General features: G+C 64.0%; 17 protein-coding genes. 13 read left to right on the top strand and 4 right to left on the bottom strand.

The window, feature by feature from the left end; genetic code table 11:
* Positions 1-119 precede the first annotated feature (119 nt).
* Positions 120-1,832 carry a sulfatase-like hydrolase/transferase gene (locus AXW67_RS10955; RefSeq protein WP_063677900.1) on the top strand — a complete coding sequence of 571 codons (1,713 nt, stop codon included), beginning with the start codon at positions 120-122 and terminating at the stop codon, positions 1,830-1,832.
* Positions 1,833-1,896: 64 nt separating this feature from the next.
* Here the strand turns inward: AXW67_RS10955 and AXW67_RS10950 are convergent, their stop codons facing one another.
* A complete protein-coding gene (locus AXW67_RS10950) occupies positions 1,897-3,456 on the bottom strand; it encodes a glycine betaine ABC transporter substrate-binding protein (RefSeq protein WP_063677899.1) in 1,560 nt (519 codons plus the stop codon).
* A complete protein-coding gene (locus AXW67_RS10945; RefSeq protein ID WP_063677898.1) occupies positions 3,453-4,235 on the bottom strand; it encodes an ATP-binding cassette domain-containing protein in 783 nt (260 codons plus the stop codon). The genes AXW67_RS10950 and AXW67_RS10945 overlap by 4 nt, the downstream gene beginning before the upstream one ends.
* A 142-nt stretch (positions 4,236-4,377) precedes the next feature.
* Between AXW67_RS10945 and AXW67_RS10940 the strand changes: the two genes are divergently transcribed.
* Positions 4,378-5,196: an ABC transporter ATP-binding protein gene (locus AXW67_RS10940; RefSeq protein WP_027551320.1), complete on the top strand. Its 819-nt coding sequence runs from the start codon at positions 4,378-4,380 to the stop codon at positions 5,194-5,196.
* Positions 5,196-5,984: an ABC transporter permease gene (locus AXW67_RS10935; RefSeq protein ID WP_027551319.1), complete on the top strand. Its 789-nt coding sequence runs from the start codon at positions 5,196-5,198 to the stop codon at positions 5,982-5,984. Before AXW67_RS10940 ends, AXW67_RS10935 begins: the two co-directional genes overlap by 1 nt.
* Positions 5,985-6,030: 46 nt before the next feature.
* Here AXW67_RS10935 and AXW67_RS10930 read toward each other — a convergent pair whose 3' ends face one another.
* Entirely contained in the window at positions 6,031-6,480 is a 450-nt protein-coding gene (locus AXW67_RS10930) for a cupin domain-containing protein (RefSeq protein ID WP_027551318.1), read from the bottom strand.
* A gap of 136 nt (positions 6,481-6,616) precedes the next feature.
* Between AXW67_RS10930 and AXW67_RS10925 the strand changes: the two genes are divergently transcribed.
* The 10 genes from AXW67_RS10925 to AXW67_RS40390 all read left to right on the top strand — a co-directional run bounded on the left by AXW67_RS10925 (position 6,617) and on the right by AXW67_RS40390 (position 15,408).
* The gene (locus tag AXW67_RS10925; protein WP_063677897.1) at positions 6,617-7,645 is read left to right on the top strand and encodes an ABC transporter substrate-binding protein; all 1,029 of its coding nucleotides are present in this window, start codon (positions 6,617-6,619) and stop codon (positions 7,643-7,645) included.
* A 29-nt stretch (positions 7,646-7,674) separates the two neighbouring features.
* A complete protein-coding gene (locus AXW67_RS10920; protein WP_063677896.1) occupies positions 7,675-8,379 on the top strand; it encodes a hypothetical protein in 705 nt (234 codons plus the stop codon).
* 95 nt (positions 8,380-8,474) lie between these two features.
* Entirely contained in the window at positions 8,475-9,785 is a 1,311-nt protein-coding gene (locus tag AXW67_RS10915) for an ABC transporter substrate-binding protein (RefSeq protein WP_063677895.1), read from the top strand.
* Positions 9,786-9,800: 15 nt separating this feature from the next.
* Positions 9,801-10,568 (top strand): ABC transporter ATP-binding protein, encoded by a 768-nt coding sequence (locus tag AXW67_RS10910; RefSeq protein WP_063678040.1) that lies wholly within the window; start codon positions 9,801-9,803, stop codon positions 10,566-10,568.
* A gap of 4 nt (positions 10,569-10,572) precedes the next feature.
* Complete coding sequence (locus tag AXW67_RS10905) at positions 10,573-11,277, top strand: ABC transporter ATP-binding protein (RefSeq protein ID WP_063677894.1); 705 nt, start codon at positions 10,573-10,575, stop codon at positions 11,275-11,277.
* A gap of 15 nt (positions 11,278-11,292) precedes the next feature.
* Complete coding sequence (locus AXW67_RS10900; protein WP_027551312.1) at positions 11,293-12,174, top strand: branched-chain amino acid ABC transporter permease; 882 nt, start codon at positions 11,293-11,295, stop codon at positions 12,172-12,174.
* On the top strand, positions 12,171-13,181 hold the full coding sequence (locus AXW67_RS10895) for a branched-chain amino acid ABC transporter permease (protein WP_027551311.1): 1,011 nt from the start codon (positions 12,171-12,173) through the stop codon (positions 13,179-13,181). Before AXW67_RS10900 ends, AXW67_RS10895 begins: the two co-directional genes overlap by 4 nt.
* Positions 13,150-14,079 (top strand): polyphosphate kinase 2 family protein, encoded by a 930-nt coding sequence (locus AXW67_RS10890; protein WP_063677893.1) that lies wholly within the window; start codon positions 13,150-13,152, stop codon positions 14,077-14,079. The genes AXW67_RS10895 and AXW67_RS10890 overlap by 32 nt, the downstream gene beginning before the upstream one ends.
* The gene (locus AXW67_RS10885) at positions 14,076-15,113 is read left to right on the top strand and encodes a patatin-like phospholipase family protein (RefSeq protein WP_063677892.1); all 1,038 of its coding nucleotides are present in this window, start codon (positions 14,076-14,078) and stop codon (positions 15,111-15,113) included. Before AXW67_RS10890 ends, AXW67_RS10885 begins: the two co-directional genes overlap by 4 nt.
* Positions 15,114-15,126: 13 nt before the next feature.
* Entirely contained in the window at positions 15,127-15,408 is a 282-nt protein-coding gene (locus tag AXW67_RS40390; RefSeq protein ID WP_145927534.1) for a DUF3551 domain-containing protein, read from the top strand.
* On the opposite strand, the gene AXW67_RS10880 is transcribed toward AXW67_RS40390, so the two are convergent.
* Positions 15,384-16,274, bottom strand: coding sequence for an MBL fold metallo-hydrolase (locus tag AXW67_RS10880; protein ID WP_063677891.1), 891 nt, complete (start codon positions 16,272-16,274; stop codon positions 15,384-15,386). The genes AXW67_RS40390 and AXW67_RS10880 overlap by 25 nt on opposite strands.
* Between the last annotated feature and the right edge of the window lie 411 nt (positions 16,275-16,685).

The raw sequence follows: 16,685 nt of genomic DNA, 5'->3' as shown, positions 1-16,685 counted from the left end.
TGTTCCGTTACAGTTTTATGACACGGCGCGCTCCGGCGGCGCTGGACGCCCTGGCCGTCAATAGGCCGGCCAGACGGCTTGGCATCACCGCGCCGGACCTTAGGTTTAGCGTGTCGTCGATGGCGTCCGCGCCCAATCCAGGCCCTTCCGCCGCGACCGCTGTGTTGGCGAGCGTTGCCGCACTCGGCATCTGGCGCCTGCTGGCGGTCGCCGCTCCACACCTCGCGGCCCTCGCGCTGATGTACGAGACCGAGACCGATTTCGGCTCGCGGCTCTCCTTCGTCCTCGCCTGGGGCATCCTCAACTTCTTCTGGATCACGCTGCTGCGGCGGCCCGCGCTGTCGGGCGCGTTGTCACTGACCATGGTCGTCGTGCTCGTGCTGCTGTCGCGGCTCAAGCACGACGTCGTGCAGATGACGGTGAACTTCATCGACCTGATGATGATCGACCGCGACACCGTCGCGTTCCTGTTCACGATTTTCCCGAACCTGCGTTGGTCGGTGATCGGGGCCGGCCTCGTCACGCTGCCGCTGATGTATGCGCTGTGGTGGCTCGATCCGTTCCGCATCCGCCGCCTGCCGGCGCTCGCCTGCAAGCTCGCCTGTCTCGCAGCTCTGGTCGGTTACTCCGTCTATCATCCTGACGAAGCTTGGCGCGGCTATTACGATGACGGCTATCTCTCGAAATTCTTCCGCTCCGGCGTCACCGCCGTCTCCGACTTCGTGCAATACGGCTTCATGGAGTCGGCGGCGTCCACCAATGAGCGGCTCAACATGCCGCTGGTCGATTCCTGCCATCCTGCGGGCCGTCGGCCGAACATCATCATGATCCATGATGAATCGAGCTTTGACATCCGCCCCGCGCAAGGCATCAAGGTGCCACCTGGCTATGGCAGCCATTTCAAGTCCTATGACGGCAAGCAGCGCACTTTCCTCGCCGAGAGCAATGGCGGGCCGAGCTGGTTCACCGAATACAACGTGCTCGCGGGTCTGTCCTCGCGCTCGTTCGGCCGCTTCGCCTACTTCGTCACCCGTCTCGCGTCCGGCCGTGTCGAACGCGGCCTGCCGCTGGCCCTGCGCCGCTGCGGCTACGACACCATGTCGCTCTATCCCGCATACGGCGGTTTCATGGGAGCGCGCAGCTTCCAGCTCACCACCGGCATCGAACGCTTCTACGACGCGAAGGATCTCGGCGCCAAGGACGTCGAGCCCGACTCGTTCTTCTACGACAAGGCGCTTCAGCTGATGGGCCAGCGGCCGCCGAACAAGCCGCTGTTCACCTTCGTCTATCTCGGCGCCAATCATTTCCCCTGGGAGACGCGCCTCCGCCCGGACCTGATGCCAAACTGGCGCGCGCCCGGCAATACGCCCTCCATCGACGAATATATGCGCCGGCAGGCGATGAGCGCCGAGCAGTACAAATCGTTTATTGCAGGTCTGAAGAAGACGTTCCCGGGCGAGCCCTTCCTGATCGTGCGCTACGGCGACCATCAGCCGGAATTCGCGCCCCATATCCTCGAGCCCGGGCTCGACGAAGGCAGTATCGGCAAGAAGCTCGACGACTATGACCCGCGCCTTTACGCGACCTATTACGCGATCGACGTCGTCAATTTCGAGCCGGTGAAAAGCAAGGCGGTGATGGATACCATCGACGGCGCCTATCTGCCGCTGGTGATCCAGGAGGCCGCGGGCATTCCGCTCGACCCGTCCTTCGCCGAGCAGAAGGAGATCATGCTCCGCTGCAACGGCGCATTCTACGGCTGCAAGGACGGTGCGGAGGCGCGCCGTCTCAACCGGCTGCTGATCGATGCGGGGATGATCCGGGGGCTTTAGCGCTGCTCGTCCGATCTGCTGGGCCCGCGAGCGATGCTCTCTAACGGTCACCTTGAGGTGCGAGCTACTGCCTGTGGATCTTCTCCCACAGCCACATCGCCACCGCATCGGGCGATGAGTTCGCGTCGTTGCCGCTGGCGCGCAAATTCGCTTCGCGCATGGTGGCGATGTCGATCTTGCCGAGCAGTGGCTTCAGCGCCGCCTGCAAGCGCGCGTCGCCGGCGCGCTTCGGCGCCAGCAACAGGATGGCATCGTAAGGCGGAATCGCGTGCCTGGGGTCGTCGAGCGTCACGAGGTCGTATTTCGCGATCAAGCCGTCGCTGGTGTAGCCCGCGATCACGTCGACCTCGCCGCTGGCGACTGCCGCATACATGAAGTCCGGCTGCATCTGGCGCTGGGCGCGGAAGGCGAGGCCATAGGCCTGCTGCAGCGCCGCCCATTCCGGACGCGAGAAGAACTCGTAGTCGCCGGCGATCGACATTGTCGATGCATGTGCGGCGAGATCGGCGATGGTGCGAATATGAAACGCCTCGGCGCGTTTCCTCGGCATCACCAGCGCATAGGCGTTCTCGAACCCGAGCTCGCCGAGCAGGGTGATGTTGTCCTTGGCAAGCGCCGTCCTCAACTCCGATAACAGCTCTGCGCGCGGCTTGATGTCGGTGCGATGCAACTGGTTGGCCCAGAGCGTGCCGGAATAGTCGACATAGAGATCGATGTCGCCGGCCTTCAGCGCCTCGAAGATCACGTTCGAGCCGAGGCCGGAGCGTGTGGTCGCAGGCAGGCCTGCCGCCTCCAGGCGTTCCTTCATGAGCGCTGACAACACATATTGCTCCGCAAATGTCTTCGCGCCGACGGCATAGCTCGATGAGGAGCGCCCCATCGACGGCACCAGCGTCGCAATCACCAGCGCTGCAAGGCCGACGCCGCCGAGCCCCGCGCGCAGGCGGCTGCGGTTGCGCAGGCCGCTCTCGATCAGGCCGAGCAATTGGTCGACGGCGAGTGCCAGCAGGGCAGAGGCAAAGCAGCCGAACAGCACGAACACCCAGTTCTGCGTCTGGAGCCCTGCGAAGATGTAATTGCCGAGGCTGGTCTGTCCGATCGGCGTCGACAGCGTCGCCGTCCCGATCACCCACACCGCGGCGGTGCGGATGCCGGCCATCATCACCGGCAGCGCCAGCGGCAGCTCGACGATGACGAGCGACTGTCGCGCGGTCATGCCGACGCCCTTGGCGGCCTCGAGCAGGGCCGGGTCGATGCCGTTCAGCCCGGTGATGCCGTTGCGCAGCACCGGCAGCATCGAATAGAGCGCCAGCGCCAGCATCGCCGGCAGGAAGCCGAACGCGGAGAAGGAGACGCCGAACCAGGCGAGCGTCACCGAGGCCGCCGCCAGCAGCAGCGGATAGAACAGCGCGAGCAGCGCCAGTCCGGGGACGGTCTGCACGATGCTCGCAAGCGCGAGCAGGACGCCGCGCGGTGCCGGGCGGTTGCGCGTCAGGATCGCCAGCGGCAGGCTGACGATCAGTCCGAGCGCCAGTGCGGCGAGGCTCACCCGCACGTGGTTGCCGAGATAATCGGGCAGATGCGCCAGCGCCTCGCCCCAGCGTGGATCGGTGAGGAGGCTCATGCCGGGCCATCCTGCGGCAACAGCGCGTTCAGCCGCTCGACCTGGCGCCGTGGTGTACGCAGGAGCTCGAGCACATAGGCATCGCCGCTGCGGGCGAGCTCGGCCGGCGTGCCCTGCGCCAGCAGCTTTCCGCTCCGCATCACCGCGATGCGGTCGGCGAGCAAGATCGCTTCCGTCATGTCGTGCGTGATCATGACGGTGGTGAGCCCGAGCTTGCGGTGCAGCTCGCGAAAATCCTCGCCGAGCGCATCGCGGGTGAGGGGATCGAGCGCGCCGAACGGCTCGTCCATCAGCACGATGCGGGGACGTGCAGCGAGCGCTCGCGCCACGCCGACACGCTGGCGCTGACCGCCGGAGAGCGCTTCTGGCAGTCGGTCGCGGTGGGCGCTGCGGTCGAGCCGCACCAGCACCAGCAGCTCGTCGACGCGCGCGGCAATCTCCGGCGCCGGCACAGCCAGCAGTTTTGGCGTGATCCCGATATTGTCGGCGACGCTCAGATGCGGGAAAAGTCCGCCGCTCTGGAACACGTAGCCGATCCGGCGCCGCAGCGCGACATGGTCGACCGTGCCGATATCCTCACCCTCGACCGTGATCGTGCCGCCATTCGCCTCGATCAGCCGGTTGGTCAGCCGCAGCAGCGTCGTCTTGCCCGAGCCAGAGCCGCCGACCACCGCCACAAACTCGCCCTCGGCGATGTCGAGCGACACGTCGTCGACGGCCACGACGGGGCCGAAATTCTTGGTGACGTGCCTGTAGCTGATCGCCGGCTTGGAAAGCATTGGAGGCGGGCTCACTCTTGCTCGCCCTCCCCCTCCAGGGGAGGGTGAAGAGCGAGGAGGCTTATGCGTACCACGCTTGGCGGCTTGATTGAACTTGGCCGCGCGAGAGGCTAAGCCATCGATCAAGGTTCGGAGGAAACACATGACAACGCCCACGGCGGTGGCGCTCGAGGACGCGAAGGTCGCGTTTCGGCTGGCGGACGAGCGAATCTATACGGCGGTGGAGAAGGCCCACCTCACCGTGGCGCAGGGCGAGTTCGTCGCCATCGTCGGTCCGACCGGCTGCGGAAAATCCACGCTGCTCAACGTCGCGGCGGGCCTGCTGAAGCCGGCCGCCGGCAGCGTCAAGATATTTGACCGGCCGCTTGCCGGCCTCAATCGCGATGCCGGTTACCTGTTCCAGGCCGACGCGCTGTTCCCCTGGAAGACGGCGCTCGACAATGTCGCGATCGGGCTCGAGATCAAGGGCACGCCGCGCACTGAGGCGCTGCCGCGCGCGCAGAAATGGCTTACCTCGGTCGGCCTCGGCGCGTTCGCGGGCCGCTATCCGCACATGCTCTCCGGCGGCCAGCGCAAGCGCGTCGCACTGGCGCAGGTGCTGATCCGCGATCCAAAAATTCTCTTGATGGACGAGCCGTTCGGGCCGCTCGACGCGCAGACCCGGCAGGTGATGGGTAATCTCCTGCTCGACCTCTGGAGCGCCGATCGCAAGGCCGTGCTGTTCGTCACCCATGACCTCGAAGAGGCGATCGCGCTCGCCGACCGTGTCGTCATCATGTCGGCGGGGCCGTCCTCGCGCATCATCGGCGACTGGCGCGTGACGCTGCCGCGGCCCCGCGACATCTTCGAGGTGCGGCTGGACAGGGAGTTTCACGCACTCCATCGCGAGATCTGGAGCGTGCTCAAGGACGAGGTGATGAAGGGCTACGCCCAATCCACCCAAGCGGCGGAGGCGGTCTGATGTCGCGTCTGACGCTGCTTGCACTGCAAGTCCTGGTTGCCGTCGTCTGCATCGTGCTGTGGCAGGTGCTGTCGACTGTCCCTGTGTTCGGCAAGATCCTGCTGCCCCCGTTCTTCTTCTCCAACCCGGTCGACGTGTTCAGCCAGATCGTGAAGTGGTTTGCGAGCGGCGTGATCTGGAAGCATCTTGCGATCACGCTCTGGGAATCCATCCTCGCCTTCGTGATCGGCTCGCTCGGCGGCGTCCTGGTCGGCTTCTGGTTTGCGCGGCAGCCGACGGTCGCCGCGGTGTTCGACCCCTATGTGAAGATGGCCAACGCGCTGCCGCGCGTGGTGCTCGCCCCGATCTTCGCCCTGTGGCTCGGTCTCGGCATCTGGTCCAAGGTCGCGCTCGGCGTGACGCTCGTGTTCTTCATCGTGTTCTTCAACGTCTATCAGGGCGTCAAGGAGGTCAGCCGCACCGTGCTCGACAATGGCCGCATGCTCGGCATGAGCGAGCGGCAGTTGATGCAGCACGTCTATTGGCCGTCCGCATTGTCGTGGATGTTCTCCTCGCTGCACACGTCCGTCGGCTTCGCCGTGGTCGGCGCCGTCGTCGGCGAATATCTGGGGTCGGCGGCGGGGCTCGGCTATCTGATCCAGCAGGCCGAGGGCGTGTTCGACGTCGCCGGCGTATTCGCCGGCATGTTCGTGCTGTCGGCCTTCGTCATCCTGATCGACACGGGCGTCACGCTGGTAGAGCGGCGCCTGCTGGTGTGGCGGCCGACCGCAGCCGACGGGCGCGGTTAGCGCAATGAGGCCCGCGCGTCAGCGCGAGCCCGATGGCGCGAAGGCTTTAGTCCAGAAGCTTGGTGTCATCGGGCGCCTGCGGCGGCGTCTTGATCGCGATCGCCTTCACCTGCCCGCTGATCGGCTTGGTGCCGCCATGCGCCGTCCCCTTCGGGATGATGACGAGGTCGCCGGGTTTCACCGTGACTTCCTTGTCGCCGAGCCAGATCGTCCCGGTCCCGTCCAGGATGTACTGGATCTCGTTGGTGTTGGGATGCATGTGCTTGGGCACATTGCCAACCTGGATCGAGATGGTGGCGCCGTCGGCGCTCATGAACATCTTGGAGCGGTAGCCGACATTGTTGGCGGGCCCGAGCGCGTCGCCTTCCATCTCGCTGGTGTGGATGATTTGTGCGTTGACGTTTTCCGCAGCGAGCGCCGGCCGGAGCAGGTGTGTCGCGCCGCATCCGGCGGCAAAGGCGGCGGCCATCGAAACGGCGGCGGCGATACGGTTCATGGATAGTCCTCCCATCTGGAATTGTTCTTGTGCCGTCATGCTATTGCGCCGAAAGGCCGATGACCAGTGCCCCGTCCGGCGCTTCTCAAGCCTGTCCCGCTGCTCTATGGTGCCGCCAGCCGAACGGAGGAAACCAATGAAGAACACGATAGCGAGGCTCGCCGGCGCGCTGCTCGCGCTGACGCTCACCACCGGTCTTGCCGCGGCGCAAAGCAAGGTGACCATCGCGGTCGGCGGCGGCTCCTGCCTGTGCTACCTGCCGACGGTGCTGGCAAAGCAGCTCGGCGAATACGAAAAGGCCGGCGTCAACGTCGATCTGGTCGACCTCAAGGGCGGCTCGGACGCGCTCAAGGCCGTGCTCGGCGGCAGCGCCGACGTGGTCTCCGGCTATTTCGATCATTGCGTCAACCTCGCGGCCAAGAAGCAGGAACTTCAGGCCTTCGTGGTCTATGACCGCTATCCCGGCCTCGTGCTGGTGGTTGCGCCCTCGCGCACCAACGAGATCAAGTCGGTCAAGGATCTCGCTGGCAAGAAGGTCGGCGTCAGCGCGCCCGGCTCGTCGACGGACTTCTTCCTGAAGTATCTTCTGAAGAAGAACGGGCTCGATCCCGCCGGCACCGCCGTGATCGGCGTCGGCCTCGGCGCCACTGCGGTGGCCGCGATGGAGCAGGGCCAGCTCGATGCGGCCGTGATGCTCGACCCCTCCGTGACCGTGCTCCAGGGCAGCCACAAGGACCTGCGTATCCTCAGCGATACCCGCACGCAGAAGGACACGCTCGAGACGTTCGGCGGTGAATATCCGGGCGGCGCGCTGTACTCGACGGCGGCGTGGGTTGCCGGCCACGAGAAGGAGACGCAGGCGCTGACCAATGCAATGCTGGGCACGCTCGCCTGGATCCATTCGCACTCGCCCGAGGAGATCATGGCGAAGATGCCGGAGGAGATGGTCGGCAAGAACAAGGATCTCTATCTCGCCGCGCTGAAGAACACGATCCCGATGTTCTCCGAGACCGGCAGGATGGACCCGAAGGGCGCCGACGCGGTGCTCGCTGTGTTCAGCGTCGGCTCGCCGGAGGTGGCGAACGCCAAGATCGACGTCAGCAAGACCTTCACCAACAAGTTCGTCGATCAGGCCAAGAAGACCACGGGATCGAATGCCAAATAACTGACGCGAAGGCGTGCTAGTCGACTGTCATGACGTCTTCCATCATTCATCGCGTCACGACGCTTGATCTTGCCGTCCGCCCGATCGCGTGGCCGTTCGCGGAAGAACGGCGCGCCGAGATCGACGCGCATTTCGCCGCGAAGCAGCGCGAGCTCCCGCAGATCTGGAACGGCCGCGTCCTGCTCGGGCGCGACCCCGTGTTCTCTGACGGCCATTTCGCCGCGACTTATTTCGAGACGGATTTTGCCAGCTTCCTCGCTTGGCGCGACTGGGGTTTTCCGGACCCGGCCGTGTTCAACGGCTTCGGCATGGGCGCGCTGCGCGCCTCCGACGGCGCCTTCGTGATGGGCGAGATGGGACCGCATACATCCAATGCGGGCCGCATCTATTTCCCGTCGGGCACGCCCGACCTCGATGACGTCAAGGATGGCACGCTCGACATCCCCGGCAGCGTTGTGCGGGAGATGGAGGAGGAGACCGGCCTGACCGCCACCGACTACGTGGTGGAGGCGGGCTGGCACTGCGTTGTCGCCGGCCGCTCGATTGCCATGATGCAGATCCTCAACCTGGACATGCCGGGCGAGGCGGCCCGTGCCCGGATCGAGGCCAATCTCGCTGCCCAGGCCGAGCCCGAACTTGCGGCCGTTCATCTCGTGCGCGGGATGAGTGATCTCACGCCGACCATGCCGCGTTTTGTCACGGCCTTCGTCGAGCACCAGTTCGCCGCGCGCTGACGCGCGAGGCTTGACATCGCATCGCTCAACCCATGTGATGGGCCAAAAAGCAAAAACAACAAGAATGCAATGCACAATCGTCCAGGGAGGTTTAGATGCGCCTGCGCATGGCTGCCCGCTTGGTACGTGGGCTGTTGGTCGCGATCGCGGCGACGGGCTTGGCAATGTCCGCCCAGGCCCAGGAGAAAAAAATCAAGATTGGCGTGATTTTCGACCTGACCGGGCCGCTCGCAGGCGGCGGATCGGAGCTCGAATATATCGGCGTCAAGATCATCCTCGACCAGTACAGCAAGACCGGCGTCGAGGGCTACAAGGTCGAGGCGGTTTACGCCGACGCGCAGAGCAAGCCTGACGTCGCCATCAACGAATCCGTTCGCCTGCTCGAGCAGGAGAAGGTCGACATGGTGCTCGGCTTCTTCTCCTCGGCGCAATGCGTGCCGGTGGCCGCTCGCGTCGAGCAGCTGAAGAAGTTCATGTGGATGACGACCTGTATCTCGTCCGCGGTGTTCAACGACAAGAACTACAGATACGTGTTCCGCCCGCAGGCGAGCGGCGATCAGTTCGGCATGATGACCATGGACTTCATCGCGCAGAACGCGAAGGAGAAGTTCGGCAAGGAGCCGAAGGACCTCCGCGTCGCCATCATCCACGAGGACGGCGCCTATGGTGTCGACGTCTCCAAGGGCAACGAGGCTGGCGCCAAGAAGGCCGGCTTCAACGTCGTGCTGAAGGAAGGCTATTCGGCAACCGCGCCGGATCTCTCAGCGCTGGTGACCAAGCTGAAGCGCGCCAGGCCCGACGTGATCTTCCACACCGGCTACAATCCCGACATCACGCTCCTGCTGCGCCAGGCCCGCGAGCAGGGCTTGAAATTCGGCGCGCTGATGGGCCACGGCGCGGGCTACGGCGTCTATGAGAAGCTGAAGGAAGGCCTCGGCGCCGACGCCACCTACATCTTCAACACCGACCCGATCTCGATCTGGCTCGCCAACCAGAAGACCATGGATCCGAAGCTCGCGCCGGTCATCAAGATGGTCGGCGAGGAGTTCGACAAGATCAAGCCCGGCGTCGCCATCCGCTCGGCTCATGTCGGCATCGGCGCCTCCAACACCTACGTGTTCATGAACGATGTGCTGCCGCGCGCGATCAAGAAGTATGGCGGTGTCGATCCGGACGCGCTGCGCAAGGCATCGCTCGATACCGACATCCCGGAAGGCGGCACCATGCTCGGCTTCGGCGTCAAGTTCTACGGCGAGGGGACGCCGATGGCCGGGCAGAACGAGCGCTCGTTCCCCGTTGTCATCCAGTATCTCGACGGCAAATCCTATGTGGTGTGGCCCAAGAGCCAGGCGCAGCGCGAAGCCGTTCTGCCGCTGCCGAAGGGCACCACCTACAGCAACCAGTAGCGGCGGAGAGCTTTGGTGTTGGAGGTCAGCGGGCTCGTGAAGCGGTTTGGCGGCTTCAAGGCCGTCAACAACGTGTCGTTCAGGGTCGATCAGGGCGAGATCCTCGGCCTGATCGGGCCGAACGGCTCCGGTAAGAGCACGATCTTCAACATGCTCTCCGGCACGCTTCCTCCGACCTCCGGATCGATCCTGTTTGCCGGGCACGAGATCGCGGGCCTTGCCCCGCACCGGATCATCAACCGCGGCATCGGCCGCACCTTCCAGATTCCGCGGCCGTTTCGCAAGCTGACCATCTTCGAGAACGTCGCGCTCGCCGGCTTCTACGGCCAGGGCCGTCACAGCCGCGTCAAGGCGGAGGAGGCGGCCGAACGCGCGCTCGCGATGGTTGGATTACCGACCGATCGGCATGCGTCTGTCGACGGCTTAGGAGCGGCCGGCCTGAAGAAGCTCGAGCTTGCGAAGGCCCTCGCGACCGCGCCAAAACTGCTGCTCGCGGATGAAAGCCTCGGCGGCCTCGATGAGGCCGAGATGGACCAGGCCGCCGAGATGCTGCGAAAGATCCGCGACGAGCTCGGCATCACCATCATCTGGGTCGAGCACATCATGGGCGTGTTGATGCGCGTGGTCGACCGCGTCATGGTGCTCGACCACGGCGAGAAGATCTCGGAGGGGCTGCCGAGTGCGGTTGCGAGCGACCCGCGCGTGATCGAGGTCTATCTCGGCACCGATGCCGAGACCACACAGGCCGCGGCCGCCGAAGCGCGCCGCCGGGCCGGAGTGTAGCGCCATGCTGGAGCTTCGTTCCGTCGATGCTGGCTATGGCAGCTTCCAGGCCTTGTTCGACGTCAATCTCGACGTGAAGGCCGGCGAGGCGGTCGGCGTCATCGGGCCGAACGGAGCCGGCAAGACCACCTTGATGCGGGTGATCTCGGGCCTGATCCGCCCCTCGCGCGGATCGATCCGGATGGAGGGTGTCGATGTCGTGGCGACGCCGGCGCACCGCATCGTCAGCCTCGGCATCGCCCATGTGCCGGAGAACCGGCGGCTGTTTCCGCAGCTCTCGGTCGACGACAATCTGAAGATGGGCGCCTTCATGAAGGAGGCGCGCGGGACCTACGCCAAGCGCCTCGATTTCGTCTTCGAGCTGTTCCCCCGCCTGAAGGAGCGCCGCCACCAGATGGCCGGCACCATGTCCGGCGGCGAGCAGCAGATGTGCGCGATCGGCCGCGCGCTGATGTCGAATCCGAAGCTGCTGCTGCTGGATGAGCCCTCCGCAGGGCTTGCGCCGGTCGTCGTGCAGCAGGTGTTCGAGCTCGTGAAACGAATCCGAGCGAGCGGGCTGACCGTCTTGATCGTCGAGCAGAACGTGCAGCAGGTGCTGCATGTGGTCGACCGTGCCTATCTGATCGAGGCCGGTACGATCCGCAGCTCGGGCACCGCGGCCGAGATGCTGGCGAGCGACACGGTCAAGGAAGCGTATCTCGGGGTATGATGGCGGGTACGGCGCATGCAGGCATTTCTTGACATCTTCGACATCTATCTGCTGGAGGCGGTGATCAACGGCATCCTGCTCGGCGGCGTGCTGGCGCTGCTCGCACTCGGGCTGAACCTGATCTTCGGCGTCATCGACGTGACCTGGATCTGCTACGCCGAGCTCGTGATGATCGGCATGTACGCCATGTACTTCATGGTGCAGTATTACGGCCTCAGCTATTTCATCGCCGCGCCGTTCACCATCCTCCTGGTTGCGCTGCTCGGCGCCTTGCTCCACTACCTCGTCATCGCGCCGCTGCTCACGGCGCCGCCGATCAATCAGCTTCTGGCGACCGGCGGGGTGCTGTTCGTGCTCCAGAGCTTTGCCACAGTCGCCTTCGGCATCGACTTCCGCAATCTCGGCATCCGCCTGCCGGTGCTGGCCTTCGGCGACATGAATTTCAGCTACGCGCGATTGCTGTCGTTCCTGGCTGCCCTGGTCGGCATGGTCGCGGTCTATCTGTTCATGACCCGCACCTTCACCGGCACCGCGATCCGCGCCATCTCGCAGGACCGGCAGATCATGGCGCTGATGGGTGTCGATACCAAACGGATGTACATCATCACATCCGCGCTCGGCGGCGGGCTCGCCGGACTCGCCGCCTGCCTCCTGGTGCTGCAATACGACGTGCATCCCTTCGTCGGACTGTCGTTCGGGCCGATCACCTTCCTGATCTGCGTGCTCGGCGGTCTCGGCAATTTCATCGGCGGCTTCATCGCTGCCTTCGTGTTTGCCGAGATCATCTCGCTCGGCGGCCTGTTCTCCGACCTCGAATGGGGCTATGTGCTCGCCTTCGCCTTCTTCATCGTCATGATGTTCATCCGGCCCGCGGGCCTGCTTGCGAGGCGGCGATGACGGGGCAGGGCCGGCTTGCAGCGTGGGCGGTGGGTTTGGCGGCACTGGTTGCGCTGCCCTTCGTCTATCGCGATCCCTATCATCTGCACATCCTCGTGCTGATCCTGATCTGGTCGTTCGCCTACACCTCCTGGTCGATGATGGGGCGGTTCGGCCTCGTTTCGCTCGGCCATGGTGGTTTCATGGGAATCGGCGCCTATGTCACCGCGCTGCTGTGGAATCATCTCGGTCTGTCGCCCTGGATCGGTATCCCCGTCAGCATGGTCGCGGCCGGCGCGCTGGCCCTCGTCGTCGGCTATCCCTGCTTCCGTTTCCGCATCACCGGGCACTATTTCGTGCTGGTGACGCTCGCGCTCTCCGGCATCGTGCTCCAGGTCATCACGGCGACGCGCGACTATACTGGCGGGTCCCTCGGCTATACGCCGAACCGCGCCACGACTAACAAGCTGCTGGCGCTGCAATTCGACGACAAGACGACATGGTACCTGATCGCGCTTGCGGTCTGGCTTGCGGGCATCGTCGTCTGGCACTTGATCGATCGCAGCATGAGCCGCTACGCACTGGAGGCTATCTCGGAGGATGAGGACGCCGCGGCGGCCGCCGGCGTCGACGTCACCGCCGAGAAGCTGAAGATCACGCTGATCAGCGCGCTGATGACGGCGCTGGCCGGCGCGATCTACTGCCAGTACCAGATGTTCATCACGCCCGACACGGTCAGCGGCATCGCGGTGTCGCTGCAGATGGTGTTTGCGGCCATCGTCGGCGGCCTGTTCGTCTCGCTCGGTCCGACCGTCGGCGCCATCATCACCATCCTGCTCGCGGAGACCCTGCGCATCGGCTTCGGCACCAAGGCGGTCGGCTGGGACAATCTCGTCTACGGCGTGCTGCTCGTCCTCTTCATCATATTCCTTCCCAAGGGCATCCTTGGTAGCGTGCTCGATCGATTGAAATCGCAACGCAAGGTATCCCGCACGCATGAGCAAGAAGCCGTCAAAATCGCTCGCTGAACAACTCGACCGGTATATCTCGCCGTTCCGCTATGACGGGTCCGGCAAGTTTCGCCTGAAAGAGCACAAGACCGACGAGAAAGGGGGCCTGGACAAGGAGCAGGGGCAGGAGATCCTCGACGCCAACAAGAAATACCTCATCGAATTCCAGGAGAAGCTCTACGCCCAGGACCGCTGGTCGCTCCTGATCGTGCTCCAGGGCATGGATGCGGGCGGCAAGGACTCCGCGATCAAGGCGATCTTCGAGGGCATCAACCCGCAGGGCTGCGAGGTCCATGCCTTCAAGCAGCCGAGCAGCAAGGAGCTCGACCACGATTTCCTTTGGCGCCACGTCATCGCGCTGCCGGAGCGTGGCCACATCGGCATCTTCAACCGCTCCCATTACGAGGAATGCCTGGTGACGCGCGTCCACCCGGAGATCCTCGCCAAGGAGAAGCTGCCGCCAAAGCTCGTGACCAGGGACATCTGGAAAGAACGGTTCGAGGACATTTCCGCCTTTGAGCGATACCTGACGCGCAACGGCACCGTAGTGCTGAAGTTCTTTCTCAATCTGTCCAAGGACGAGCAGCGCGAGCGCTTTCTCGACCGGCTGGAGGATCCGGCCAAGCAGTGGAAGTTCTCCATGGACGACATCAAGGAGCGTGCGCTGTGGCCGCGCTATCAGGCCGTGTACCAGGATATCGTCCGGCACACGGCGACGCCTCATGCGCCCTGGTATGTCGTGCCCGCCGACCACAAATGGTTCGCGCGGGTCGTGATCGGCTCGGTGATCGTCGCGGCGCTCGAAAAGCTCGATCTGCGCTTTCCGCGCGCGGACAAGGCTTCGCTGAGTGAGTTCGCCGAAGTGCGGAAAGCGCTCGAGAGCGAAGCCAAGCGAGGCAGGAAGCGCGCCAAGTGACCGCCTATGGGACCGGAAACCAGAAAAACGTCAACTTCGCACTCCAGGGCGGCGGCGCGCACGGCGCCTTCGTCTGGGGCGTGCTGGACCACGTGCTCGAGGACGGCAGGCTCGCGATCGAGGCGATCAGCGCCACCAGCGCCGGTGCGATGAATGCCGTGGTGCTGGCTTCCGGCATGGCCATCGGCGGAGCCGAGGCGGCCCGGCAGAACCTGCATGCGTTCTGGAACGAGGTCTCGCGGATGGACCAGGTCTATGACCTGTTTTCGCCGCTCAACCAGCTGATCCAGGCCCTCAAGCTGCCGCCGGAATATCACCCGGTCCATGCCTTCATCCACACGTTGACGCACACGGTTCCGCCGAACGTGCTCAACCCCTTCCACTTCAATCCGCTCCAGTCCTTGCTGCAACGCGTGGTCGACTTCGACCGGCTCAATTCGTCGCCGGAGGCGCCGCAGCTCTTTCTCAACGCCACCAATGTCCGCACTGGCAAGATCAAGGTGTTCCAGACGCCGCTGCTCAGCGCGGACACGGTGCTGGCCTCGGCCTGCCTGCCGCCGTATTTCCAGGCCGTCGAGATCGACGGCGAGCATTATTGGGACGGCGGCTATCTCGGCAATCCCGCGATCTTTCCCCTGATCTATCGCAAGGGTAGCCACGACGTCATCATCGTGCAGGTCACCGCGATCCGGCGCGACGAGCTGCCGGCGAGCGCGGCCGATGTCCTGCACCGCATCAACGAGATCAGCTTCAATTCGTCGCTGATGCGGGAGATGCGCGCGATTGCCTTCGCCACCCGTCTGATAGACAATGGCGAACTCGATAGCAGCACGCACAGCCGCATGTTCATGCACTGGATCGGCAATGACCAGTTGATGTCGCAGCTCGGGACCGCCACACAGTTTCATCCCGAATGGAGCTTGCTGTGCCAGCTGCGCGATGAGGGGCGCGAGGCCGCGCGAAGCTGGCTCGCGCAAAACTTTGACCAGATCGGAAATTCATCTACGGTCGATTTGACCGACATGTTTCTGTGAATTCGAGGTCGTTGTGTTCAGGCCGGTTGTCGCCATTTCCGCGCTCGCCATGCTCCTGGCGGCTGGTCCTGCGCGAGCCCAGACCTATGCTGGCAACGCGCCGGTCTGCCTGCGCGTCTTCGGCGAATTGGAGGGCGAGCGGATGGATTGCATTTTCCATTCGTTAGGCGAGTGCCAGGCGAGCGCGTCGGGACGCCCGGCGACCTGCCTTGCGAATCCGTATTTCGCGCAAGCCTCTCCCCGCAGGAGCGGGGAGAGGTCAAAACCCTCTCAATACCCGCGGCCCCACCAATAGCAGAAGCGCTCCACGTTGGCGGGGAGGCCGCTTTCGTAGTTCGCCCATTTCTCGTATTTGGGCAGCTTCACTTCCTTCATCGCGGTGTCGAAGCACTTGCCGGCATCGGCGGCCCTCTTCACCTCGGCCGACAGGTCCTCCATGTAGGCGATGTCGTCTTCGACGTCCTTCTTGGTGCCGAGCCGGCCGCCCGCATTGGGGTGACCCGGGATCATCCGCTCCCAGTCGAGCGCGGCGAGCTTCTTGAGCGAAGCGATATATTCGAGAGGCGACGCATTGTCCGGGATGTTGCGGAACTGGACGGACTCGATCGGTGCGAAGTCGACGACGAAGACGAGTTTCTCCTTCGGCAGCCGCATCACTAGCGAATTGTCCGAATGGTTGCGGCCGACATAGTTCAGCTCCAGCGTGGTGCCGCCGAGCGTGATGGTCTTCTTGTCGTCGACCACCTGGTCCGGCATCACGACGTCGGACAGCAGCGCATTCTGCTTCTTCAGCTCGAGCAGGCGCTCCTTGGTCCGCCGGTGGGCGATGAAGATGGCGCCGAGATCCTTGAACGGCTGGCCGCCGGCGATGTGGTCGTAATGGTGGTGGCTGTAGATGACGTATTTGATCGGTTTGTCGGTGACCGCCTTGATGGCTTCGATATAGGGCTTCGCGGGACGCAAGTACGAGATCGGGTCGGTCGCGATCACGCCCTGCGGTGTCACCACGAACATCGACTGATGGCCGCCATAGCGGAAGATGTAGACGTTCTCGGTACCGTCGACCTTCCTGGTCGAGGTCTGCGGCGGATTTTGCGCGGCGGCCGATCCAACTCCGGCGACGAGCGCGGCGAGCACAGCGAGACAAATCGATATCTTCATCTTTTGCTTTCTAGAAATGACGGAGAAAGGAGAGGCGAATATCCTCATCGACGCAAACGCTGAGGGGAAGAATTTATTCCGCCGCATCTTGTCGCGGACCAGCCACGGCAGCGTCGACGTTGCGGAACCAGCACATTCAAATGTGATCCGCGCACCTCTGATCCCGCTTGACAGTTTTGTGGCACGGGAGGAGCATTCCGAGGGTCGCAAATCTGCGACGCGCAATGTCCAACCTCAAGAGCAAGGGGAGGTCTATGACGCCACCTCCGCAAATCCAGCCGCGTTAATTGCGATGGAGCTCGTTCGGACTATCGCATAGCGGTTCAATCCGCGAACGACACGCCGGGACAAGGTTTAAGCGGGCTGCATCAGTGAGGCAAAGCCCCTTACCTTCCCGGCGGTGTGTTGTGA

This window comes from Bradyrhizobium neotropicale, assembly GCF_001641695.1.
Classification (GTDB): Bacteria; Pseudomonadota; Alphaproteobacteria; order Rhizobiales; family Xanthobacteraceae; genus Bradyrhizobium; species Bradyrhizobium neotropicale.
Note: the sequence above shows the minus strand (reverse complement) of the source record. Positions and strands in the feature narration are given on the sequence as shown.